We start from the raw sequence: 21,561 nt of genomic DNA, 5'->3' as shown, positions 1-21,561 counted from the left end.
GCGACCGGCATCGTCGGACTGGTGGTCTTCCTGCCCTGCCAGAACCCCTGTTGCGAACCGCGCCCGCAGCAGAACTCGTCAACGCGTCAGCCCGCCGTCCCTGTTCGAGGGGCGAGTGACGCGGAGGCGGTCACGCAGGTCGCCCGGCCGCACAGCGCCAAGGCGCTGAGGCTTCCTCGCCCGTGACACACGTCCGTGGCCGCCGCCGCAGGAATCCGACGGCGGCCACGGACGCCCAGCTCCCTTTCGTATACGTCAGTTGGCCCACGGCGGCACGATCCGGGTGCCGTCGGCCAGTTCCGCCTCCAGGCCGATGGAGGTGGTGACCCAGGAGAGCGCGGTGTGGTCGGTCGGGTTCTCGACGGCGAGGGTCGCACCGGGATTGATGATGACGGTGTCGCCGGCGCGGACGCGGTCGGTGCGGCCGTCGAGGGTGATCAGGAGCTCGCCGACGAGCAGATGGAAGATCTCCTCCCGGGTGACGGTGTGCGCGGGGGCCTTGGTCCCGGCCGGGATCTCGCCGCGCCAGGCGCACAGCTCCTTGCTGCCGGTGAGCGGGGTGGCGTACGAGACGAAGCGGGCGCCGTGGGTCTCATGCGTGGTGGCCTCGGCGGAACGGACGACGGGCATGGGTGCCTCCGTGGGCAATATGGTCAAGCTACTTGACTAGTTGGCTCCATGGTCAAGCCGCTTGACCGTCCCGTCAAGGGTGTTTCAATGCCTCCGTGCAGAACTCCGAGGCCATGGCCCTGTCCGCAGCCCTGCTCGCCGCAGCCGGCGAGCTGACCCGACGCATCAACGAGGGGGTTGTTGCGCGCGGCTTCGAGGGCATCAGGCCCGCTCACGGCTTCGCCTTCGCGCGGCTCGCCCCGGGCGGAGCCACGGTCACCGAACTCGCCGCACATCTCGGGGTGACCAAGCAGGCGGCGAGTCAGCTCGTCGACGAGATCGTGCGCAAGGGGTACGCCGAGCGCCGGCCGCATCCCGGGGACGCGCGGGCCCGGCTGATCGTGCTCACCGTGCGGGGGTGGGCGTGCACGCGGGCCGCGGAGGAGGCGGCCGCGGAGGTCGTGCGGGGGTGGGGTGAGGTGCTGGGGGAGGGTGAAGTGCGCGTGTTGCGGCACTCTTTGGCCCGTATCGCGCCCTATGGTCCCTTGAGGCCCAGCTGGTGACGCCCCATCAGGCATCCGGCGCGCGACCGGTTACCCGGAAGTTTTACTGACACGTAACTTCACGCTTTCACTACTCGCCCGTAACTTGATGAGTGAACAGCATCCTTCGTGATCCGGATCACAGGGCGTAAGGCCGTCGCACCTCCCTTGAGCCGCAAGGAGATCACACGATGCTGCCCTGGAAACGAGTGCTCAGACCCGTGACCGCGCTGCTCCTCGCCGCCGCCGTCGCCACCGTTCCCGCCGCCACCGCCCACGCGTCCGGCGCCCCCAGCACCGGCTGGAACGACTACTCCTGCCGCCCCTCCGCCGCCCACCCCCGCCCCGTGATCCTGGTCCACGGCACCCTCGGCAACTCCGTCGACAACTGGCTCTCCCTCGCCCCGTACCTGGAGGACCGCGGCTACTGCGTCTTCTCCCTCGACTACGGCCAGCTGTCCGGCGTCCCCGTCTTCTACGGCCTCGGCCCCATCGACAAGTCGGCAGAGCAACTCTCCGCCTTCGTCGACAAAGTGCTCGGCGCGACCGGCGCCGCCAAGGCCGACCTCGTCGGCCACTCCCAGGGCGGCATGATGCCCCGCTACTACCTGAGGTTCCTCGGCGGCGCCGCCAAGGTGAACGCCCTCGTCGGTCTCGCCCCCGACAACCACGGCGCCACCCTCAGCGGCCTCACCAACCTGCTGCCGTACTTCCCCGGCGCCTCGGACCTGGTCAAGGCCACCACCCCCGGCCTCGCCGACCAGATCCCCGGCTCCGACTTCCTCACCAAGCTCAACGCGGGCGGCGACACCGTCCCCGGAGTGCACTACACGGTCATCGCCACCAAGTACGACGAGGTGGCGACCCCCTGGCAGAGCCAGTACCTGAGCGGCTCGGACGTCGACAACGTCCTGCTCCAGGACCTCTGCCCGCTCGACCTCTCCGAGCACGTGGCGATCGGGCTCTTCGACCGGATCGCCTTCCACGAGGTGGCCAACGCGCTCGACCCCGCGCACGCCACCGCCACCACCTGTGCGTCGGCGTTCAGCTGAGCCGCTGCCCAACTGAACGCCGCCGGGGCCTGTCCGGCCTGAGCCGCCGGTCAGGCCCCGGAGTCATGAGGGATCAGTGCCGGCGCTCCCGCCGCCGTACCGTCAGGAAGAGCGCGCCGGAGCCCAGCGCCAGGGCGGCGGCCCCGCCGATCGCGAGATACGGGGTGCTGCCGTCCCCGCCGGTCGCGGCCAGCGTCGTCCCCGTTCCCATCGCCGTCCCCGGGTCCGCTGCCGACTCGGGCGCGTTCGCCTCCACGACCGGCTCGGCCGACGTGCTCGCGTCGTCGTCACCGTGACCGCCGTGCTCGACCGTCGACTTGTCGGTACCGGCCGCGATCTGCTCGTCGCCGGGGGAGGAGGCGGTCGGCGCCGGCGAGGCGGCGGCGTTCGTGCCACCGGCCCCGAAGTCCACGTCCGAGCAGGAGTAGAAGGCCTCCGGGCTGTCCGAGCGCTGCCAGACCGCGTACAGCAGCTGGCGGCCGGTGCGCTCGGGGAGCGTGCCGGAGAACGTGTAGAAACCGCCGGCGGCGACCGGGTCGGTGGCGGTCGCGACCGGGTGGTCGAGGTCCAGGTCCGCCCAGGCCGGCGGCTTGGCCGGGTCGTATCCGGCCTTGGTGAGATACACCTTGAAGGTGCCCTTGTGCGGCGCCGTCACCCGGTACTTGAAGGTGTACGACCCGCCGCCGACCTTCGTCGCCGGCCAGTCGGCGCGGGCCAGGTCGAGACCCTTGAACTCGTCGTTGTTCGCGCTGCACAGCTTCCCGTCCGGGATCAGCGCCTGGTGCCGCCCGTTCGCGTCCCCGATCCGGATGCCGTTCCAGTCGTAGAGGGCCTGGGTACCACCGGCCGCGACCGCCGCCCTGCACGCGTCGGACGTGGGGCTCTCCGGGTTCTCCGCATAGCACTGGGCGACCCGGCTGACCGGATCGCCCATCGTCCCGTGCGCGCCCGCCGACCCGGCACCGAACACGACGGCTCCCACGCCGGCAGCGACGACGGCGACGGCCTTACGGCGGGTTGCGACCATGCGGAGACTCCTCGGAACGGTCCTCGGGGATGGGCTGGATCCCGTGGGGGCGATCAGAAGCTAGCCCCAAGAAACCGCGAAATCCGCTGCTGGGAGCGGCTGAGGGAGATCCTTATGGTCGGCTTAAGGGAGAGCTGAGGCTGCGCTGAGGCAGCTAGCGTTCGGGGCATGACCGATGACGAGATCCGGCCCGCCCGGGCCGCCGACGTACCGGCCGTGAAGGCCGTGACGGACATGGCGTACGGCCACTACATCGCGCGGATCGGAGTGGTGCCGCAGCCCATGGCGGCGGACCACATGGCGAACGTGGCCGCGGGCAGGGTGTTCGTCGTGGGGGAACCGGTGATCGGGCTCGTCGTCATCGAGGCGCACGACGACCACCTGTTCCTGGACAGCGTCGCCGTCCACCCCGACGCACACGGCCAGGGGGTGGGACGGCGGCTGCTGGAGTTCGTGGAGGCACGCGCGCGTGCGCTCGGCCTGCCCGAGGTCAGGCTCTACACGAACGCGCTGATGTGGGAGAACCAGAAGATCTACCCGAAGTACGGCTACCAGGTCGTCGAGCGGCGCGTGGACGGGCCGTACGACCGCGTCCACTACCGCAAGCGGCTGGACTGACCGCGCTCAGCCGTCCGGCCACCAGGTGCGTGCGATGTCCTTGCGCACCTCGGGGCGTCCGGCGGGGCGCTGGTCCGCCTCCTCGCGGATCCGGCGGCTGTCGGTCTTCTTCAGGGGCTTCTGCACGGTTGTGCGGCGCATGGCTGCCTCCTTCAGTGCCTACCGAGCTCCGTGGTGTCACGGAGGTAGACGCTTTCGGCGAGAGTTCCTCATCGGTGCCGGTCTGTCAGTGGTCGCAGTCACATGGACCGAGTGTCAGTGGCGGGTGTCACTCTTGAGGCATGACGAACGAGAGTGATCGGACGGTTGCGGTGAGTGTCGACTGGGATGCGGAGGCCGTCGGTTTCGACGAGGAGCCCGATCACGGGCTGCGTGATCCGGAGGTGCGCCTGGCCTGGGCGGGACGGCTCCGCTCCTGGCTGCCCGAGCGCCCCGCCGACGTCCTCGACCTCGGCTGCGGTACGGGCAGCCTGGCCCTCCTCGCCGCCGAGCAGGGCCACCGGGTCACCGGGGTCGACGGCTCCCCGGCGATGGTGGCGCGGGCCCGCGCGAAGCTCGCCGGGCGCGACGCGGTGTTCCTCCTCGGCGACGCGGCGGCACCCCCCGTGGGCGAGCGGCTCTTCGACGTCGTCCTCGTACGGCATGTGCTGTGGGCGCTGCCCGACCCCGCGCGCGTGCTGCGGCACTGGCGCGGGCTGCTGCGGCCCGGCGGGCGGTTCGTGCTGGTGGAGGGGGTGTGGGGGACCGTCACCCCGGTCGGCATACCCGCCGACCGGCTCACCGGCCTGCTGGCCCCGCTCACCGCGGACCGACGGGTGGAGCGGCTGTCGGCGGACGCCGTGCTGTGGGGGAAGGAGGTGAGCGACGAGCGGTACGCGGTCGTGGCGACGGTGTAGAGGGGGCGCTTCAGGTGAGCAGGGCCTCGAAACCGCCCTCACGGGCCAGGGTCTCCAGTGTGTCGAGCGCTGCCACGGCGGCCGCGGCGGCCTCCGGGTCCCGCTCCGCCAGCCCGCTCTCGGCGAACTCGTCCTCGTCCAGGCGCCGTACGTCCGTGCCGTCGGCGGAACGCCACAGGTCCAGGTCGAGATCCTCGACGACCAGTTCGGTGCCGGTGAGCGTCGCCGGGCGGGTGATGTCGCAGTACCAGCCCTTCAGCGTGCCGTCGGCGGCGCGGACCTCCTTCACGGCGTACCAGCGGTCGCGCCAGTAGAACTCGGTGAAGACATCGCCCTGTTCGAAGCGGACGAAGCCGAAGTCGCGGGTCACGTCACCGGCCCACGGGGCGCGTACGGTGATCCGGGTGCCGTCGTCGTGCAGCGGCTCGGCGGGGTAACGGATCTTCGTGCGGCCCGCCTTGACCAGGACGACGTCCACCGTCGCCGTGGGCTCAGCCGAGTTCGCGGACATACCTGACCTCCGTTGCGCAGACTTCGTATCCGAACCACTTGTTGATCGCCAGCATCGGGCCGTTGCCGCTGTCGTTGCCCGTGAAGGCGTGGGTGAAGCCGGCGGCGCGGGCGCGGTGCAGGGAGTCGTTCTTGGCGAGCTTGGCCAGGCCCCGGCCGCGGAAGGCGCGGGCCGTGCCGGTCATGACGGTGCCGTAGCGGGTGGCGCCGTCGGTGCGGGCCGCGCTGAACGCGGCGGGGTGGCCGTCCACCAGGACGACCGAGGTCAGCTCCTGGCTGAACAGCGGGTGCCGCCAGGTCTCGTTCAGCCAGGCCTCGTAGTCGGCGAACTCGATGTCGATGTCGCTCGGTTCGTCCCGTGTGGTTTCCGAGTCGAGGGCGAAGAGCGGGCGCGGGTCGTCGCCGAAGTCGGCGGCCGTGCGCAGTTCGACGCCGGGCGGGGGAGTCCGGAGCGCGGGGAGCGTGCCGTGCGCGAGGTCGAGACGGAGGAAGTGGGCGGAGCGGCGCTCGGTGTAACCGCGGCGCTCGGCGAAGGCACGGTTGGACGGGGCGTCCAGGACCCAGGCGTACGACATGGTCGCGCCCACGGCCGACAGATACGCCTCCGCCGTACGGGCGAGGAGGGCGCCGGCGCCCCGGCCGGTGCGCTCCGGATGCACGTACACGTTGGCGAAGCCCTGGCCCGGCTCCGGGCTCTCGTGGGCGAGGCCGACCTGGGCCGTGCCGATGATCTCACCGTCCTCCTCCGCGACCAACTGGCGGAAGCGCATGGCGGGGTGGGCGTGGGTCCGGTCGTGGACCAGGGACTCCGGCGTGAACAGCATGTAGGGCAGCGCCAGCTGCCGGACCCGGACGAAGCCCTCGGCGTCGGACCGGACGTCGGGGCGCAGGTCGCGCACGATCACCGTCATGGAGCGCACGCTATGCGGGACGTGTACGGGGTGCCTCTCATTTTCGGGCGGGTGCGGGAGAATCGGGCCGTGACCTTGAAGATCCACATCGATGACAGCGCGCCGCCGTACGAGCAGGTACGGGCGCAGATCTCCGAACAGGCGCGAGGCGGGGTGCTGCCGGTGGGATACCGGCTGCCGACGGTGCGTGGGCTGGCCGAGTCGCTGGGGCTGGCGGTGAACACCGTGGCCAAGGCGTACCGGGCACTGGAGACGGACGGCGTGATCGAGACCCGGGGGCGCAACGGGACGTTCGTCGCGGCGGCGGGGTCGGCCGCGGAACGCGAGGCATCGTCCGCCGCACAGGCGTACGCGGAACGCGCACGACGCCTGGGCCTCGCGGAGGACGCGGCACTGGCGGCCGTACGGGATGCCCTGCGGGCGGCTTACGGGGAGGGCTGAGTCAGCCGCCGCTCGTGCTCAGTGCCGGCGTACGGCTCACCGCCAGCCCCGCCCGTTCCGCCGTTCTCCCGAACGCCACCGCGTCCCGGACCGCCGCTCCGCCCGGGTCGTTGTTGAAGTAGGTGTAGATGTCGGCCTTCCCGGGGTACGCCGTGGCGACGCGGTCGACCCAGGTCTCCAGGGAGCGGCGGCCGTAGCGGGGCCAGGGGGTGGCCCGGCCCTCGTGGAAGCGGACGTAGGCCCAGTCGGCGGTGCGCCAGAGCGGGGTCACGGGGTGCGCCTGGACGTCGGCCCAGCACAGGGCCGCTCCCCGGGACTCCAGGACCTCCCGGGTCTGCCGCGTCCACCAGGAGTCGTGACGGGGTTCCACCGCCACCCGTGTGCCGTGCGGGAAGCAGGACAGACAGGTGTCCAGCAGGGCCGGGTCCGCCTTGAGCGTCGGCGGGAGTTGGAGGAGGACCGGGCCCAGCCGGTCGCCCAGGCCTGCCGCGTGGGTCATCAGGCGGTCGACCGGCTCCTCGGGGTCCTTGAGGCGCTTGATGTGGGTGAGGTAGCGGCTCGCCTTGACCGCGATCACGAAGTCGGCGGGGACCCGGTCCCGCCAGGACGCGAAGTTCTCGCGACTCGGCAGCCGGTAGAACGCGTTGTTCAGCTCCACCGTCGTGAACCGCGCCGCGTACTCCTCCAGCCACAGGCGCACGGGCACCTCGGCCGGATACAGGACGCCCCGCCAGTCCTTGTACTGCCAGCCCGAGGTTCCGATGAACAGGGGCATACCCCTATAAAAGCACTACCGAAGCGCTACAGATACAGCCCCGCGTCCACGCCCTCCCGGGCCCCCGGCACCGCCGTCGGTGACGAGCCCCGGCGCAGGGCGTACAGCTCCGCGAGGGTCGCCCCCTCGCGGCCCACGGCATCCTCCCGGCCGGCGGCCTCCCCGCCGAGCCAGTTCACCGCCTCGCGGCGGGTCAGCGGGCCCACCTCGATCCGGGCCAGGCAGCGGCCGGGGCGGACGACGGCGGGGTGCAGCCGCTCCAGGTCCTCGTTGGTGGTGACGCCGACCAGGACGTTGCGGCCCTGGCCGAGCAGGCCGTCGGTGAGGTTGAGCAGCCTCGACAGCGCCTGGCCGGCGGTGTGCTTGGCCTCGCCGCGGATCAGCTCGTCGCAGTCCTCCAGCAGCAGGAGCCGCCAGCGGCCCTTGCCGGCGCCGTCCTCCTCGCCGATCGCGATGTCCATCAGATAGCCGACGTCGGAGAAGAGCCGTTCCGGGTCGAGGACGCAGTCCACCTGGCACCAGTCCCGCCAGGACCGGGCCAGCGTGCGCAGGGCGGAGGTCTTGCCGGTGCCCGGCGGGCCGTGCAGCAGCAGAAGGCGGCCGGCGATGTCCTCCGGGGTCGTCTTCATCACCCGGTCCATCGCGTCCGCCACCGGTGCCGTGTAGTTGGCGCGCACCTCGTCCCAGGTGCCGGCGGAGATCTGCCGGGTGGTGCGGTGCGGACCGCGGCGCGGGGAGACGTACCAGAACCCCATGGTCACGTTCTCCGGCTGGGGTTCCGGTTCGTCCGCCGCGCCGTCCGTCGCCTCGTTCAGCACCTTCGAGGCCAGCTCGGCGCTGGTCGCGGTGACGGTCACGTCCGCGCCCCGGTTCCAGCGGGAGACCAGGAGCGTCCACCCGTCGCCCTCCGCCAGGGTGGCGCTGCGGTCGTCGTCGCGGGCCACCCGCAGCACCCGCGCCTCCTTCGGCAGCAGGGTCGCCCCGGAGCGCACCCGGTCGATGTTGGCCGCGTGCGAGTACGGCTGCTCGCCCGTCGCGAAGCGGCCGAGGAACAGCGCGTCGACGACGTCGGACGGGGAGTCGGAGTCGTCGACGTTGAGCCGGATCGGCAGCGTCTCGTGCGGCTTGGCAGACATGCCGCCATGATCCGCCACCGGCGCCCGCAGCGCACCCGTTTTCCGAAGTGGGCGGGGAGTGTCGGGAGTGCGCCGAGCGTCCGGAGTATCCGGAGTGCCCCCCCGTCCCTGTTACAGAGCTGTCGATCCCCGATACCTGCCCCGGGGCGATTTCCGCCATTAATGTTGTCCTTGATGGGACGTCATGAGTGGAATTCGGGGGCTCGGCGGTGGCGGCTCACCGCCCTGCTCGGTGTGGGCGTGGCCGCTCTCGCCCTGATCGTGACACTGGTCAACACACTGCCCGGGGGCGGTGGCGGTACCGCGGGCACGACCCGCGACGGCGACAAGGTGCACGGCACCCCCGCCACCCCGCCGGACACCACCGAGCCGTATGTGGGCTGGGGCTTCACCCACACCCAGTACAGCGCCGACGAGGGCAGCGCCACGGCCACCAAGCGGGTCGGGGACCTGCTGGCCGAGGACGCCGGGCTGCCGCAGAACCAGGCCATCATGGGCTGGGGCGCCGACAACCCCGAGCCGGTGAAGGGGCGTTACGACTTCGGCGCACTCGACCGCCGCGTCGACTTCATGCGCACGTCCGGCGGCACCCCGGTGATCACCCTGTGCTGCTCGCCCGACTGGATGAAGGGCGGCAGGGCCGGTGTGAACAACACCGACTGGAGCCAGGCCGCCCTGGAGACCGCGCCCACCCCCGACCACTACCAGGACTACGCGAACCTCGCCGCGACCGTCGCCAAGCGCTACCCGGACGTACGGCACTTCATCGTCTGGAACGAGTTCAAGGGCTTCTGGAACAACGCGAAAGGGCGCTGGGACTACGAGGGCTACACCGAGCTCTACAACCTCGTCTACAAGGCGTTGAAGGCGGTGAACAAGGGCATCCAGGTGGGCGGGCCGTATCTCGTCATGGACAGCTTCGACCCGCGCCAGACCGAGAACGCCTCCACCACCCTCAAGGGCGACTGGGGTGTCCTGGACCAGCGGGTCGTCGACGCCTTCGACTACTGGAACACCCACAAGGCGGGCGCCGACTTCGTGGTCGTCGACGGGTCCAGCTACACCAACGACGACGACCTGCTGCCGAACGAGTTCGCCGCCACGGACAAGCTGACGTACGTCAGCGAGTGGGTGCGCAAGCAGACCCACGACCTGCCGCTGTGGTGGGCCGAGTACTACGTGGAGCCCGCCGACGGCAGCGACGAACGCGACGGCTGGACCGAGGCGCACCGGGTCGCCGTCCAGGCCACCGGCATGATCGCCCTGGTCGAGGGCGGCGCCGACTCCGGCTTCTACTGGAACCCGGAGGACGAGAAGGGCGGCGACTGCCCCGGCTGCCTGTGGTCGACGACCGACAGTGCGGACGGCGGGCAGCCACTGCCCATGTACGACCTGGTGTCCAGGTTCGGGAAGGCGTTCCCGCCGGGGACGACGTACGAGACGGTGTCCGTCGCCAAGGACGATCAGCCCAACGTCCGGGTCCTCGCCGGCGACAAGACCGTCCTGGTCGTCAACACCCTCGACCGGCCGATCAGCGCCCAGGTGGACGGGAAGCGGTTCGACATGAAGGCCTACGAGGTCAAGTGGCTCACCAGGTGAGCCACTTGACCTCGCAGCGCTACTTCAGGGTCAGGAACCGCTGCGCCAACGACGCCAGCAGCACCGCGAGCAGCGGCAGCGAGAACCAGAAACTGCCCTGCAGCCACCGCAGCCGGCGCACCCCGGGCCGGACCGCGACCCGGACCACCTCGCGTGCCGTCAGCAGCAGGACCAGCGCCACCGCGGCGAGACCGCCGACCACCGACCACGGCGTCCAGGTGACCCGCGGCCCGATCGGACCCGGATCCGGCTCGGCCACCGCACCCGGCGGTCGCGTACGCAGCGCGTACATGGTCACGTCGTCGTTGACCAGGACCTTCGTCAGGTCCTGCCGGTTGTCCAGGTTCTGGATCAGCCGGCTCTCCCAGGTCGCCGAGTAGCCGGCGTCCATCTGGAGATAGACGACCTGACTCCGGTTGATCATCAGATACGAGTTCGGGCCGGCGTCCTTGAGCGCCTTGACCAGGCTCGACACCAGGACCGGGTCGGTCGGCGCGAGCGTCGGCACATAGTCGACCCGCTCCATGTCCTTCGCGCCCCACGGGATCGCCGGGGTCACGTCGTTGACCGTGTCGTTGCTCAGCCACAGCAGCCGTACCGTCGGCTTGTCGTGGGCGTAGACGTAGTCCATGGCGGCGACCTCGCCGGGCCGCACCCGCTCGAAGGACTCGTTGCCCCAACGGGCCACCAGGAAGCCGCCCATGAGCAGCAGCCCCGCCAGCAGGGCGGCCACCGGGGCCAGACTGACCCGGTCCTTCTCGCGTTCCTTCGCCGTGGCCCCGGTGCGCGGGAACAGGGCGAGAGCGGCGAGCAGGGCCGCGCCCGGCAGGGCGAACATGAAGACGCGCAGCGCCATCTCGCCGCCGTACGACTGCATGCCGAAGCCCAGGAACGGGACGAAGGCCAGGACCAGCAGGGACCGCTCGCGGTACCTGTGGAAGCGGCGGCGCCACCAGCCCCAGACCGCGAACGTCATCATCCCGCCGGCCAGCAGGACCCGGACGTACAGGACCAGCTTGTGGGTCGAACTGCCGCCCTGGATACGGCCGGAGACGGAGGTGGAGACGTTGCTGCCGACGCCGCCGACCCCGCCGAACAGCTCGTTGAAGTGACCGGACCAGTACGGCTCGGCCATGAAGCCCAGCCACACGGCCGCGACCACCCCGAACAGGAGCGGCAGGCCGCGCAGTTCGGACCGGCCGATCAGGACCAGGGCCGCCAGCACGCCCAGCATCACGAACGGGGTGAGCTGGTGCGCCGGGACGGTCGCCGCGTACAGGCCGATCAGCACCATGAGCAGCACGGCCTGCTGGCGGCGGTTCGTCGGTTCGACCTCCGCCTCGCCGGGGCGGAACCTCGTCCAGATGACGTGCGGGGCGCGGAACCAGACCAGCAGGATCGCCACGAACATCAGATAGAGCAGATAGGTGAAGCCCTGCGGGGAGAAGTAGTCCTGGCCGACCCAGCCGCACAGCACGAAGATCCAGATACCGGTCCACTTCGCCCGCCAGCTCGCCCGCAACGACCGAACGAGCAGGAACATCGGTGCCAGATAGGCCAGTTGGATGAAGGTCGGCCACCAGCGGATGACCTCGGTGTAGTCCGTGACCCCGCAGGCCCGGCCGATGAAGGCGGCCGCCGCGAAGAAGCCCGGCCAGCTCCAGCGGGCGTCCAGGTCAGGTACGGCCGAGCCGGTGCGGTCGATGTAGTCGATGAACCCGAGGTGCTGCCAGGCGGTCGGGAAGCGCGGTTCCGTCTCGATCACGGCGGGCAGGGCATGCAGCGACACGACCGTCGCCAGCAACGTGACCAGCAGCAGCGCCTTGTGCTCCCGGCGCAGCCACAGCAGCGCGGCGAACACCGTGATCAGCAGGGCCGCACCGACCAGCGTGGGCAGCGGCAGCACCGAGATCAGCCCGAGCCCGCCCATCCGGTCCAGGTCGGAGTCGTCCAGCCGGGCCGCCGGCACCCAGTACAGCAACAGGGCGGCGACCAGGAGACAGCCGAGTACGACGCCCGGGCGGGTGGGGGTCAGCCGCTCCCGCAGCGAGCGCGCGGGCGCGGACTCCTCCGGAGCCTCGGCGGGCGCTTTTGGCGCTTCCGGCTCCTCCGCTACGACCGCCTCCCCGAACGGGGCGTCGACCTCCGCCTCCTTCAGCAGCGAGGCCTCGGCAGGACCGAGCGAGGCCTCCGCCCCCGGTTCCCTCTCCTCCACCGGCAACCCCAGGTTCCGCGGCGGGCGCAGCGCCCACGTCGGACGGTCGTCGGGTCGTACAACGGGCGTACCCGTGGGCGGAGTTCCCGGTCCCGGCCGTACGTCCGGGCGGCGCTCCACATGGTCGAAGTCGACATGGATGCCGAGGGCGAGGGTGTCGGAGTCCAGCGCCCAGGCCGGGCCCCGCCTGCGGGAGGCCGCGGCGGGCGGGACCATGGGGGTCCCCCCGCTCGAGCGAAGCCGAGAGTGGGGGAGCGTTCCCAGGTCGGCCAGGTCCCCGTCCGGTGCCGCGTCCTCAGGGATCTCGGACGGGGCCGCCCGGAGCGTCTTCCACAGCCGGGGTGCCGCGATCGTCACGATCACCGCGAGGCTGGAGATCTCGGCCACGCCCGCGCCGGTCAGCCCCATCCGGGGCAGGAGCAGCAGGGTCAGGCCGAGGACCAGCAGGCACAACAGCCCTTGCAGCCAGGCCAGTCCGGCGGTGCGGCTCTGCGCGCGCAGCACCGCGAAGTAGGTCTCCATCACGACCCGCAGCAGGGCGCCGACCGCGAACCAGCGCAGCAGCGGGGTCGCCGCGTCCGCGTAGCCGGGGCCGAAGACGCCGAGGATCCAGGGCGCCCCGAAGAACAGCAGCGCGCAGATGGGGATCATGATCCGGGCCATCCGCTTCAGCGCCGCCCGGGTGTTGGCGGCCAGCCGGGCCGGGTCGTGCGAGCCCTCGACGGTCAGCGAGGCGCCCATGTTGATGGCGAGCAGGTTGGTGGTGCCGCCTATGGTCGTGGTGATGTAGAAGTACGCGTTGTCCTCGGAGCTGACCTGCGAGGCGATGATCACCGGGACCAGGTAGACCACGGCCAGGGAGAACAGCGAGCCGGTGTAGTCGCCGGCCAGGAACCTGCCGATCTCCTTCAGCGTGGGCGGTTTCGCGTGGTCCTCGGTCGCCCTGATGTGCCGGGGCACCAGCCGCCGGAACACCAGCCAGCCCAGCGGCACCACCGAGGTGGCGATCGCCGCGACCCAGGAGACGAAGACACCGGCCACCGGGACCGCCGCCGCGAAGGCGACGAGGAGCGCCAGCTTCACAGCGGAGAAAACGGTGTTGCCGACCGGCACCCAGGGCGCGCTGCGCAGCCCGGTCAGCACCCCGTCCTGCAGCGTGAGCAGGTTCCAGGCGATGACCGCGACGACGAACCCCAGCCCGGGCAGCGGCCCGTGCAGGAAGCGGTACGACGGCCCCCACACGCCCAGCGTCATCAGGAAGACCCCGGCCGCCACTGCCACGATCAGCGAACTGCCCGCGTAGGTACGGAAGATGAGCCGCCCGGTGTTCCGGCCCGCCACCGGGATGAAGCGGGCCAGCGCGCCGGTCAGGGTGACCGCGGTCAGGCCCGCCAGGAGCTTCATCGCGGCGATGGCGGCGGAACCCTGGCCGACCGCCGACTCCGAGTAGTAGCGGGCCGCGGCCAGCCAGAAGCCCAGGCCCAGCACGGCGGAGATGCCCGTGTTGAGCATCAGCGCGTAGGCGTTGCGGAAAAGGGGACTGCCGCCGGACGAGCCGTTCCGTCCGGGCAGGCGAAGACGGCGCCCCGACTGCTCGGGCGCCGACGTCTCGGTGTGCGCGGCCTCGGTTGTGGTGGTCGTGTCAGACACGGGAACGGCTGGCCTTCCGGCGGACCTGGCGGGCTCTGCGGACAACGGCGTACCCCTGGGTGAGGGCACGGTCCCTGGCGAAGGTGCGGGCGATCGCGCGGCCTTCGAGCAGCCGCGTGAACTCCTCGGCGTCCGTACCGCGGCGCACGGTGACGCGTCGCAGCGCGTACGGTCCCTGACGGCGGCGGGCGAGACCGTTGCCGACGGCGAGCGCCTGGGCGTACCCGGCCGACCGGACGGCCTGCCGGACCCGGCGGCTGGAGTAGCCGTACGGGTAGGCGAACGAGGCCGGTTCGGCGCCCAGTTCCCCGGCGACTATCTCCGTGCTGCGCGCCAGTTCCTCGCGCAGCCCGTCGTCGGTCAGCTGGTCGAGCTGCGGGTGGGTGTGGCTGTGCCCGCCGATCTCGCAGCCGGCGTCCGCGAGGGCGCGCACCTGGTCCCAGTCGAGCATGGCGTCCAGGCCGCCTCCGGTGTCGTACGCGCCCCTGATCCAGCCCGTGGAGACGAACAGGGTGGACGCGAAACCGTGCTTGGCGAGGACGGGCAGGGCATGCCGGTGCACGCCCTCGTAGCCGTCGTCGAAGGTGATCAGGACGGGCCGGTCGGGCAGCGGGCGGCCAAAGCGCCAGCCCGCGGCCAGTTCGGCCGTGCTGAGCGGGGTCAGGCCCAGGTCGCCGATGAGCGCCATCTGCTCGGCGAACGCCTCCGGCGCCACCGACAGGGCGCGGGTGGCGTCGTTGGGCGAGGTGGCGACCGAGTGGTACATGAGGATCGGCACCGGTGCCTCAGCCATCGGAACCCCCCTGGATCTCGGCGACGGAGAAGGTCGCCCCGCCCCGCCGCGCCCGGACGCTCCCCACCACATAGCCGCCGGCGGCCGTCAGCACCCCGGCGACGATCGCGCCCGCCCGGCCCGCGCCGCCCGGCCGGGCCAGCAGTGCGTCCCGCAGGCCACGAGCGACCCCCGCGGGCAGCACACGCGTGGTGTACCGGCGTTCGGACTCCAGTCCCTTGTCGGCGCCGACGCTCCGGGCGACCAGGGCCTTGGAGAGGCCCTCGGCGTAGGCGCGGGTGCGGAAGTAGCCGAAGTGCTCCCGGACTTCCGGCACCCGGTGGTGGATCACCGCGCGGTCGTCGATGAGGAGGACCGCGTCCGGGCGGGCCCGGGTGAGGCGGATGCACAGCTCCGTCTCCTCGCAGCCCAGCGGGCGTTTGTCGCCGTCGCGGCCGATGCCGGTGGCGAAGCCGCCCGCCACGTCGAAGGCCGTACGCCGGAAGGAGGCGTTTCCCCCGAGGACGTTCCGGACCCGCACGCGGCCCGCCGGGAGCCCCTTGTAGGTGCAGCCGACGACCCAGTCGAACTCCTCCGGGAACCAGTCGGGGCGGCGGCCCGAGGCCCAGACGGGCACGGTCCGGCCGCCGACCGCCATCACCTTCGGGTCGGCGTACCCCTCGGCGAAGCGGCGCAGCCAGTCCCGTTCGGCCACGGCGTCGTCGTCGAGGAAGGCGATCACCTCGCCGTAGGAGGCGGCGATGCCCGTGTTGCGGCCGGCGGACAGGCCGCGGGGACCCGCGTTGGCGAGCACCCGCACCTCCGCGCTCTGCTTGTACTCCTTCGTGAGCCGTTCCAGGAGCGCCGGGTTGTGGTCGACGACCAGCAGGGTCTCCAGCGCCGGGTACGACTGGGCGCGCACCGAGGAGACCGCCGCGAGGATGTCCTCCCAGCGGTCCTCGGTGTAGACGCAGATCACGACGGAGAGGTCGGGATCGCTCAAGACGACTCTCCCTGGCCCGTGCCGAGCATCGGGGAGTGCCGCACCTGCCGGCGCAGGTCACGCCGGTTGGAGCGCTCCTTGAGGATCACCTTGAGCACCCGCAGGCCGTCGCGTACGGCGCGCAGGTTGCTGGTGCCGTGGATGCGGAGGTACTCGTAGCTGGGTATCTCCTGCACCTTCAGGCCCGCCTTGACGACCCGGATGTTGATCAGGGTCTCGATCTCGAAGCCGGTGCAGTCGAGGTCGATCTTGTCGAGGCAGTGCCGCCAGAACGCGTTGTACCCGTAGCAGAGGTCGGTGTAGCGGGCGCCGAACTTGCGGTTGACGACCGTGCACAGCGCCCAGTTGCCGAGCTTGCGGATGAAGGTCATGTCGTCCGTGCCGCCGCCGTTGGCGAAGCGCGAGCCCTTGGCGAAGTCGGCGCCCGAGACCAGGGCGGAGACGTACGACACGATCTCGTGGCCGTCGGCCGAGCCGTCCGCGTCCACCATGACGATGATGTCGCCGGTGCACGCCTCGAACCCGGTGATCAGGGCGTCCCCCTTGCCCCTGCCACTCTGTTCGACGACTTTCACTTCCGGCCACAACTCCCGCGCCACTTCCACGGTGTTGTCGGTGGAATTTCCGTCCACAAGAACCACTTCGTGTATCCAGCCCGGAAGTGTCTTGAAGACGTAGGGGAGATTCTCCGCCTCATTCATGGCGGGGATCACCACGCTCACCGGCGGTGTGATCGCCAGGTGAGAGGAGATCGGCCGGTATTCGGCCGCCATTAAGGGATCTTGGCCCGCAGTCGGCGGGCGCAGAACAGAACTCATGAGTCTTGTCCCTCTCGTCCGGTGGACCGCCCGCCCCTGGGCGGCCCGGCTTGGTATCCGGTTCGAAAGGGGGGTTCTCACCCGTGGCACGGAAGACGGATCTCCGTACCCGCAGGTGAGCTGGCAAAGCTGGCCGGTCTGCCGGAAAACGGCAGCCGGTCGCGCGGCACGACTCGGAAACGACAGTGGTCATACGCATTGCGGTCACCGAGCACGGCACCCCCCTACCGCGCCCCGCCCGGAACATCGCGGTCCTTGAGCCCTCCCCTAGAGCCGCGTAGTGACGATCCGATGCGGGTGAGATGTACGACGGTATTGACGATTGGACCAGTATGGCAAGTCCTGGAACTGAGCCTCACGTTTTTGTTGGTTTGGCCGTTACACAACTTTGGCCGACCTTGTTCATTGCCTCGAACGAATTTTCCTGATCCGTTCGAGAATTCGCTCCACTGGTCGCATTCGCACCAGCAGAAGCAGCAGCAGGCTGATCACGGTCACCGCGACGATTCCGCCGCGCCAGGACCAGCGGTGGGTGGCGATCATGCCCTGGGCCACCAGCATGTCCAGGGCGACGGCACCCGCGAGAGCGGTCAGCGCGCGCGCGAACGGATCGAGTCCGCGCAGCGCCAGTCCGATCGCCACGGCCGGCGCGGCGAGCAGGAAGAACAGCGTGAGGAGCCCGCGCAACGGCGAGGCCGAGTCGGTCAGCGCGAGCAGCGCGCCGGTCCCGGCGACGGCCGTCGCGGCTCCCGCGAGCAGCGGCCCCAGGTCCCTCCCCGGTCCCGACCGTGCCCGTTCCTCCGCTGTTGATGATGTCTTGAGCCTTATGGTCTGCATGGCCGACTTTGCCCCCCAAGGCGTCGGATGCCGGGCTTCAATGTCGCGCAGACGAACGGAGGCGTCAAGCGGGTCTCCGGACATGACCGTTCCCCGGAGACACCTGGTGCCTCCGGGGAACAAGTCGTTCGATTTCAGCCCGTACCGCGGACCGTTTACGACACGATCTTCAGGAGCTTGTTCGGCGAGCCGGTGCCCACGCTGGTGAGCACGTTGGACGTCGCGCCGTTCACGAGTGCCGTGGCCACCTGGGCCGGGGTGGAGGAGGTGTGGCCCGCGAGGTACACGGCGGCCGCGCCCGCCACGTGGGGGGTGGCCATGGAGGTGCCCGACAGGGTGGCGGTGGCGGTGTCGCTGGTGTTGTAGCCCGCCAGGATCGAGGAGCCGGGCGCGAAGATGTCCAGGACCGAGCCGTAGTTGGAGTAGCTGGCCTTGGCGTCGGAACTGGTGGTGGCGCCGACGGTGATCGCGGTCGAGACCCGGGCCGGGGAGTACGAGGAGGCGTTGGCGCTGCTGTTGCCCGCCGCGATCGCGTAGGTCACCCCACTGGCTATGGAGTTGGCGACCGCGGTGTCGAGCGAGGTGGAGGCCGAGCCGCCGAGCGACATGTTGGCGACCGCCGGGGTGGTGTGGTTCGAGGTCACCCAGTCGATGCCCGCGATCACCCCGGCCGTGGTGCCCGAACCGCTGTTGTCCAGCACCCGCACCGCCACGATGCCGGCCTTCTTCGCCACACCGTAGGTCGTACCGGCGATGGTGGTCGCCACATGGGTGCCGTGACCGTTGCCGTCGGAGGCGGTGGTGTCGCCGTCGACCGCGTCATAGCCGTAGGACGCACGGCCGCTGATCTGGGTGTGGGTGATGCGCACACCGGTGTCGATCACATAGACGGTCACCCCGCTGCCCGCGCTGTCCGGGTAGGTGTAGGTGCCGGACAGCGGCAGGCTCGCCTGGTCGATGCGGTCCAGGCCCCAGGGGGCGCTGGACTGCGTGGTGTCGGTGAGCCGGACCGTCTGGTCCTGCTCGACCGTCGCCACCGCCGGGTCGGCGGCGAGTCTCGCGGCCTGGCTCGCCGAGAGCCTGGCCGAGTAGCCGTTCAGCACCTTGCCGAAGGTCTTCCTGACCGCGCCGCCGTACTCCTTGATCAGGCCCTTGCCCTCCGTCGAGGAGGCCTTGAAGCCCGCGCTGTTCTTGAGGGTGACGATGTAGCTGCCCTTGACGGCCGTGGGGGAGCCGGCGTGCAGCACCTTGCCGGTGGCGGGTGCGGCCTGGGCGGGGAGTGCGGTGAGTCCGCCGACGAGGGCGGCGGCCGCCACGGTCGTGACGGCGGCGAACCGCAGCTTCTGGGTACGCAGATGTGCCATTACGAGGGTTTCCTCCTCAAGGCGGCGCGCGTCCGGGTCAGGCGCGCGCATGTGGGGGTGTGCGCGCGGCTTCGCGCACACGGCCCGGGAGCGTCGCGTTCCGCCTACGGGCCGAGTAAAGAATCGGTTTTCCCGAGGCAAAGGACAAGGGAGTTGACGACCTGTCACAGAGCTGTCATGGACACGTAATCAAGCGCACCGGGAACGCACAGGATCGGTCCGGTAGGGGCTGGTTGAGCCCTGAAAAGTTTTGGCATGGACACTTCCCGTCAACACGCGTAGTTGGTACGAAAGTTGTGGCAGAGATCCTGCTAAAGGGAGGTTCCATGAGACGTTCCCGAATTACGGCATACGTGACTTCACTCCTCCTCGCCACCGGCCTCGCCCTCACCGGGGCCGCGACCGAAGCCCAGGCCGCAACCGGGGGCTATGTGGCGCTCGGTGACTCGTACTCCTCGGGCGTCGGCGCCGGCAGCTACATCAGCTCGAGCGGCAGCTGCGACCGCAGCACCAACGCCTACCCGTACCTGTGGAACGCGGCCCACAGCCCGTCCTCGTTCTCGTTCCTCGCCTGTTCGGGAGCCACGACCGACGACGTGCTCTCCGGCCAGCTCGGCTCGCTCAGCTCCTCGACCGCCCTGGTCTCGATCACCATCGGCGGCAACGACGCGGGCTTCGCCGACGTCATGACGACCTGTGTGCTCAGCTCCGACAGCACCTGCCTGTCCCGGATCAGCACCGCCGAGGCATACGTCGACTCCACGCTCCCCGGCAAACTCGACGACGTCTACGACGCGATCACCGCCAAGGCCCCCAACGCCAAGGTGGTCGTCCTCGGCTACCCCCGCTTCTACAAGCTGGGCATCACCTGCCTCGGCCTCTCCGCGACCAAGCGCTCCGCCATCAACAACGCCGCCGACTACATCGACACCGCGATCGCCAAGCGCGCCGCCGACCACGGGTTCGTCTTCGGCGACGTCCGCACCACGTTCACCGGCCACGAGATCTGCTCCGGCAGCTCCTGGCTGCACAGCGTCAACTGGCTGGACATCGGCGAGTCGTACCACCCCACCGCGGCCGGCCAGTCCGGCGGCTATCTGCCGGTCCTGACCAGCAACGCGTGACCTTCGGTACGTCAGGTACTTCAGGTACTTCAGGTACTTCAGGTACTTCAGTACGAGCTTGACGGCGAAGGCGAGGCGGAGGCCCCGTCGGTCGGGGTCTCCGTCGTCCCGGTGCAGGTCACCGAGAACGGCACCGAGTTGGACGTGGTCTTCACCGGGCTGCGCACCTCGACCGCGATCGCGTCGTTCAGCGTCCCGCTGTCGGACCAGGTCGTCACGGTCACCCTGGTCTGCTGGGACCTCCCGCCGCCGTCCGGGAACGACAGCGTCTTCCAGCCCTGGTCGTCGAGCTTTCCGTCCTTCAGCACCCACCGGTACTGCACGTCCACCGGCACGCTCCCGACCGTGAACGTCGCCGTGAACGAGGGCGCCTGCGCGGTCGACGGCGGACAGCCGCCCGAGTAGTCGGTGCGGGATCCGGCCACACTGACCTTCACGCTCTGCGCGGGCTCGCTGCTCGCCGACGCGGACGCCGACGGCGACTCCTCCTTGGTGCTGCTGCTCCGACTGGGCGCCGGGGAGCTGAGGTTGCCGGCCGACTGGCTCGCCCCGGCGTCGTTGCCGTCCCCGCCGCCGTTGTCACGGTTGAGCAGGGCGTACGTCAGCCCGCCGAGCGCGAGGACGACCAGCACCAGGCCGATGAGCAGGACGGTGCCGGCGCTGCGGTTGGAGTTCCGGTCGGCGGCGGGCGGCCGGGAGTTGGCCGGGGTGGGCAGCGGGGGCGTGAGGGAGGACGGCAGGGGCCGGCCGGCGACCAGGGTCGGCGCCTCGTTCGGCGCCGGGACCGGCACGGTGACGGCCGTGTGCGGGGTGCCCCCGGCCGCGACCAGCCGCAGGTCCCGCTCGGCCTGGTCGGCGGGGGTCCGCTCGGCCGGGTCCTTGCGGAGCAGCCCTTCGATGACCGGGCCCAGCGGTCCGGCCCGGTACGGCGGCGGCAACTCCTCGTCCACCACCGCGCGCAGGGTGCTCAGCGGGGTGTCGTGCCGGAAGGGGGAGGCGCCCTCGACCGCCGCGTACAGCAGCACGCCGAGCGACCACAGATCGGACTCGGGGCCGAACGCGCGCCCCAGCGCCCGCTCCGGGGCGAGGAACTCGGGCGAGCCGATCACCTCGCCGGTCATGGTCAGCGCGGAGCTGCCCTCGACCGTGGCGATCCCGAAGTCGGTGAGCACCACCCGGCCGTCGTTCGACAGCAGTACGTTGCCCGGCTTCACGTCCCGGTGCAGCACCCCGGCGGAGTGCGCGGCCCGCAGCGCGGACAGCACCTCGGCGCCGATGCCCGCGGCCCGCTGCGGGGACATCGGCCCCTCCGCGTCCAGCACGTCGGCGAGGGACACCCCCGGGATCAACTCCATGACGATCCAGGGCCGTCCGCCCTCCATCGCCACGTCGTACACGGTCACCACGTTGCGGTTGGCGACCCGGGCCGCGGCCCAGGCCTCGCGCTCCAGACGGGCGTACATCCGCTCGACGTCGGGGCCGGGAAGTCCGGCGGGCGCCCGCACCTCCTTGACGGCGACCTCACGGCCCAGCACCTCGTCGCGGGCTCGCCACACGGTGCCCATGCCGCCCTCGCCCAGCGGGGACAGCAGTCGGTAGCGGCCCGCGATCACTCGCTCACGGCCCGGCTCTTCGGTCACGGGTGCCCCCCACGGCATCTCG

Annotated in this window: 21 protein-coding genes; 7 read left to right on the top strand and 14 right to left on the bottom strand. The window is 70.8% G+C overall.

Translation table 11 applies throughout. The features are described from left to right. Positions 1 to 255 precede the first annotated feature (255 nt). Positions 256 to 630: a cupin domain-containing protein gene (locus ACFZDK_RS17650; RefSeq protein ID WP_390973376.1), complete on the bottom strand. Its 375-nt coding sequence runs from the start codon at positions 628 to 630 to the stop codon at positions 256 to 258. Positions 631 to 725: 95 nt separating this feature from the next. Between ACFZDK_RS17650 and ACFZDK_RS17645 the strand changes: the two genes are divergently transcribed. Together ACFZDK_RS17645 and ACFZDK_RS17640 are read left to right on the top strand one after the other, a co-directional pair. Continuing rightward, on the top strand, positions 726 to 1,172 hold the full coding sequence (locus ACFZDK_RS17645; protein ID WP_390973375.1) for a MarR family transcriptional regulator: 447 nt from the start codon (positions 726 to 728) through the stop codon (positions 1,170 to 1,172). A 170-nt stretch (positions 1,173 to 1,342) separates the two neighbouring features. Next, positions 1,343 to 2,203, top strand: a complete 861-nt coding sequence (locus ACFZDK_RS17640) for an alpha/beta fold hydrolase (protein ID WP_390973373.1) — start codon at positions 1,343 to 1,345, stop codon at positions 2,201 to 2,203. A gap of 73 nt (positions 2,204 to 2,276) precedes the next feature. On the opposite strand, the gene ACFZDK_RS17635 is transcribed toward ACFZDK_RS17640, so the two are convergent. Beyond that, positions 2,277 to 3,230 carry a lytic polysaccharide monooxygenase gene (locus tag ACFZDK_RS17635; RefSeq protein ID WP_390973372.1) on the bottom strand — a complete coding sequence of 318 codons (954 nt, stop codon included), beginning with the start codon at positions 3,228 to 3,230 and terminating at the stop codon, positions 2,277 to 2,279. Positions 3,231 to 3,398: 168 nt separating this feature from the next. Here ACFZDK_RS17635 and ACFZDK_RS17630 point away from each other — a divergent pair, with 168 nt between their 5' ends. Then, the gene (locus tag ACFZDK_RS17630; protein ID WP_390973371.1) at positions 3,399 to 3,848 is read left to right on the top strand and encodes a GNAT family N-acetyltransferase; all 450 of its coding nucleotides are present in this window, start codon (positions 3,399 to 3,401) and stop codon (positions 3,846 to 3,848) included. A gap of 6 nt (positions 3,849 to 3,854) precedes the next feature. Here the strand turns inward: ACFZDK_RS17630 and ACFZDK_RS17625 are convergent, their stop codons facing one another. Beyond that, complete coding sequence (locus tag ACFZDK_RS17625; RefSeq protein ID WP_355717674.1) at positions 3,855 to 3,989, bottom strand: hypothetical protein; 135 nt, start codon at positions 3,987 to 3,989, stop codon at positions 3,855 to 3,857. A gap of 140 nt (positions 3,990 to 4,129) precedes the next feature. Here ACFZDK_RS17625 and ACFZDK_RS17620 point away from each other — a divergent pair, with 140 nt between their 5' ends. Continuing rightward, positions 4,130 to 4,744 carry a methyltransferase domain-containing protein gene (locus ACFZDK_RS17620; protein WP_390973369.1) on the top strand — a complete coding sequence of 205 codons (615 nt, stop codon included), beginning with the start codon at positions 4,130 to 4,132 and terminating at the stop codon, positions 4,742 to 4,744. Positions 4,745 to 4,754: 10 nt separating this feature from the next. Here ACFZDK_RS17620 and ACFZDK_RS17615 read toward each other — a convergent pair whose 3' ends face one another. After that, a complete protein-coding gene (locus tag ACFZDK_RS17615; protein ID WP_390973367.1) occupies positions 4,755 to 5,255 on the bottom strand; it encodes a DUF402 domain-containing protein in 501 nt (166 codons plus the stop codon). Further along, entirely contained in the window at positions 5,236 to 6,165 is a 930-nt protein-coding gene (locus tag ACFZDK_RS17610) for a GNAT family N-acetyltransferase (RefSeq protein WP_390973365.1), read from the bottom strand. The genes ACFZDK_RS17615 and ACFZDK_RS17610 overlap by 20 nt, the downstream gene beginning before the upstream one ends. 69 nt (positions 6,166 to 6,234) lie before the next feature. On the opposite strand from ACFZDK_RS17610, the gene ACFZDK_RS17605 reads away from it, so the two are divergent. After that, complete coding sequence (locus ACFZDK_RS17605) at positions 6,235 to 6,606, top strand: GntR family transcriptional regulator (RefSeq protein WP_390973364.1); 372 nt, start codon at positions 6,235 to 6,237, stop codon at positions 6,604 to 6,606. 1 nt (position 6,607) lies between these two features. Here the strand turns inward: ACFZDK_RS17605 and ACFZDK_RS17600 are convergent, their stop codons facing one another. Further along, positions 6,608 to 7,381 (bottom strand): DUF72 domain-containing protein, encoded by a 774-nt coding sequence (locus ACFZDK_RS17600; RefSeq protein ID WP_390973363.1) that lies wholly within the window; start codon positions 7,379 to 7,381, stop codon positions 6,608 to 6,610. A gap of 26 nt (positions 7,382 to 7,407) precedes the next feature. Beyond that, the gene (locus tag ACFZDK_RS17595) at positions 7,408 to 8,517 is read right to left on the bottom strand and encodes a DUF5925 domain-containing protein (RefSeq protein WP_390973362.1); all 1,110 of its coding nucleotides are present in this window, start codon (positions 8,515 to 8,517) and stop codon (positions 7,408 to 7,410) included. Positions 8,518 to 8,691: 174 nt separating this feature from the next. On the opposite strand from ACFZDK_RS17595, the gene ACFZDK_RS17590 reads away from it, so the two are divergent. Beyond that, positions 8,692 to 10,116: a xylan 1,4-beta-xylosidase gene (locus ACFZDK_RS17590; RefSeq protein WP_390973361.1), complete on the top strand. Its 1,425-nt coding sequence runs from the start codon at positions 8,692 to 8,694 to the stop codon at positions 10,114 to 10,116. Between the two features lie 19 nt (positions 10,117 to 10,135). On the opposite strand, the gene ACFZDK_RS17585 is transcribed toward ACFZDK_RS17590, so the two are convergent. From ACFZDK_RS17585 to ACFZDK_RS17560, 6 genes are all read right to left on the bottom strand, one after another. Continuing rightward, complete coding sequence (locus ACFZDK_RS17585) at positions 10,136 to 13,981, bottom strand: lipopolysaccharide biosynthesis protein (protein WP_390973360.1); 3,846 nt, start codon at positions 13,979 to 13,981, stop codon at positions 10,136 to 10,138. Then, positions 13,974 to 14,774: a polysaccharide deacetylase family protein gene (locus ACFZDK_RS17580; RefSeq protein WP_390973359.1), complete on the bottom strand. Its 801-nt coding sequence runs from the start codon at positions 14,772 to 14,774 to the stop codon at positions 13,974 to 13,976. The genes ACFZDK_RS17585 and ACFZDK_RS17580 overlap by 8 nt, the downstream gene beginning before the upstream one ends. Beyond that, on the bottom strand, positions 14,767 to 15,756 hold the full coding sequence (locus tag ACFZDK_RS17575; protein WP_390973358.1) for a glycosyltransferase: 990 nt from the start codon (positions 15,754 to 15,756) through the stop codon (positions 14,767 to 14,769). The genes ACFZDK_RS17580 and ACFZDK_RS17575 overlap by 8 nt, the downstream gene beginning before the upstream one ends. Further along, positions 15,753 to 16,574, bottom strand: a complete 822-nt coding sequence (locus tag ACFZDK_RS17570; protein WP_390973356.1) for a glycosyltransferase — start codon at positions 16,572 to 16,574, stop codon at positions 15,753 to 15,755. Before ACFZDK_RS17570 ends, ACFZDK_RS17575 begins: the two co-directional genes overlap by 4 nt. A gap of 402 nt (positions 16,575 to 16,976) precedes the next feature. Further along, entirely contained in the window at positions 16,977 to 17,495 is a 519-nt protein-coding gene (locus tag ACFZDK_RS17565; protein ID WP_390973354.1) for a hypothetical protein, read from the bottom strand. 71 nt (positions 17,496 to 17,566) lie between these two features. Beyond that, entirely contained in the window at positions 17,567 to 18,775 is a 1,209-nt protein-coding gene (locus ACFZDK_RS17560; protein WP_390973353.1) for a S8 family serine peptidase, read from the bottom strand. 326 nt (positions 18,776 to 19,101) lie between these two features. Here ACFZDK_RS17560 and ACFZDK_RS17555 point away from each other — a divergent pair, with 326 nt between their 5' ends. Further along, positions 19,102 to 19,899, top strand: a complete 798-nt coding sequence (locus tag ACFZDK_RS17555) for a GDSL-type esterase/lipase family protein (protein WP_390973352.1) — start codon at positions 19,102 to 19,104, stop codon at positions 19,897 to 19,899. 47 nt (positions 19,900 to 19,946) lie between these two features. Here the strand turns inward: ACFZDK_RS17555 and ACFZDK_RS17550 are convergent, their stop codons facing one another. After that, positions 19,947 to 21,557, bottom strand: coding sequence for a protein kinase (locus tag ACFZDK_RS17550; RefSeq protein ID WP_390973350.1), 1,611 nt, complete (start codon positions 21,555 to 21,557; stop codon positions 19,947 to 19,949). Positions 21,558 to 21,561 lie beyond the last annotated feature (4 nt).

Source organism: Streptomyces sp. NPDC007901, from assembly GCF_042959465.1.
Lineage (GTDB): Bacteria > Actinomycetota > Actinomycetes > Streptomycetales > Streptomycetaceae > Streptomyces.
The sequence above is the reverse complement of the archived record's forward strand: the minus strand, read 5'-3'. Positions and strand labels throughout refer to the sequence as shown.

Excerpts from the sequence above, each read along its gene's own strand:
- ACFZDK_RS17650 (WP_390973376.1), bottom strand. The coding sequence starts at position 630 with ATGCCCGTCGTCCGTTCCGCCGAGGCCACCACGCATGAGACCCACGGC.
- ACFZDK_RS17640 (WP_390973373.1), top strand. The coding sequence starts at position 1,343 with ATGCTGCCCTGGAAACGAGTGCTCAGACCCGTGACCGCGCTGCTCCTC.
- ACFZDK_RS17635 (WP_390973372.1), bottom strand. The coding sequence starts at position 3,230 with ATGGTCGCAACCCGCCGTAAGGCCGTCGCCGTCGTCGCTGCCGGCGTG.
- ACFZDK_RS17630 (WP_390973371.1), top strand. The coding sequence starts at position 3,399 with ATGACCGATGACGAGATCCGGCCCGCCCGGGCCGCCGACGTACCGGCC.
- ACFZDK_RS17625 (WP_355717674.1), bottom strand. The coding sequence starts at position 3,989 with ATGCGCCGCACAACCGTGCAGAAGCCCCTGAAGAAGACCGACAGCCGC.
- ACFZDK_RS17620 (WP_390973369.1), top strand. The coding sequence starts at position 4,130 with ATGACGAACGAGAGTGATCGGACGGTTGCGGTGAGTGTCGACTGGGAT.
- ACFZDK_RS17615 (WP_390973367.1), bottom strand. The coding sequence starts at position 5,255 with ATGTCCGCGAACTCGGCTGAGCCCACGGCGACGGTGGACGTCGTCCTG.
- ACFZDK_RS17610 (WP_390973365.1), bottom strand. The coding sequence starts at position 6,165 with ATGACGGTGATCGTGCGCGACCTGCGCCCCGACGTCCGGTCCGACGCC.
- ACFZDK_RS17600 (WP_390973363.1), bottom strand. The coding sequence starts at position 7,381 with ATGCCCCTGTTCATCGGAACCTCGGGCTGGCAGTACAAGGACTGGCGG.
- ACFZDK_RS17595 (WP_390973362.1), bottom strand. The coding sequence starts at position 8,517 with ATGTCTGCCAAGCCGCACGAGACGCTGCCGATCCGGCTCAACGTCGAC.
- ACFZDK_RS17590 (WP_390973361.1), top strand. The coding sequence starts at position 8,692 with ATGGGACGTCATGAGTGGAATTCGGGGGCTCGGCGGTGGCGGCTCACC.
- ACFZDK_RS17580 (WP_390973359.1), bottom strand. The coding sequence starts at position 14,774 with ATGGCTGAGGCACCGGTGCCGATCCTCATGTACCACTCGGTCGCCACC.
- ACFZDK_RS17570 (WP_390973356.1), bottom strand. The coding sequence starts at position 16,574 with ATGAGTTCTGTTCTGCGCCCGCCGACTGCGGGCCAAGATCCCTTAATG.
- ACFZDK_RS17565 (WP_390973354.1), bottom strand. The coding sequence starts at position 17,495 with ATGTCCGGAGACCCGCTTGACGCCTCCGTTCGTCTGCGCGACATTGAA.
- ACFZDK_RS17560 (WP_390973353.1), bottom strand. The coding sequence starts at position 18,775 with ATGGCACATCTGCGTACCCAGAAGCTGCGGTTCGCCGCCGTCACGACC.
- ACFZDK_RS17555 (WP_390973352.1), top strand. The coding sequence starts at position 19,102 with ATGAGACGTTCCCGAATTACGGCATACGTGACTTCACTCCTCCTCGCC.
- ACFZDK_RS17550 (WP_390973350.1), bottom strand. The coding sequence starts at position 21,557 with ATGCCGTGGGGGGCACCCGTGACCGAAGAGCCGGGCCGTGAGCGAGTG.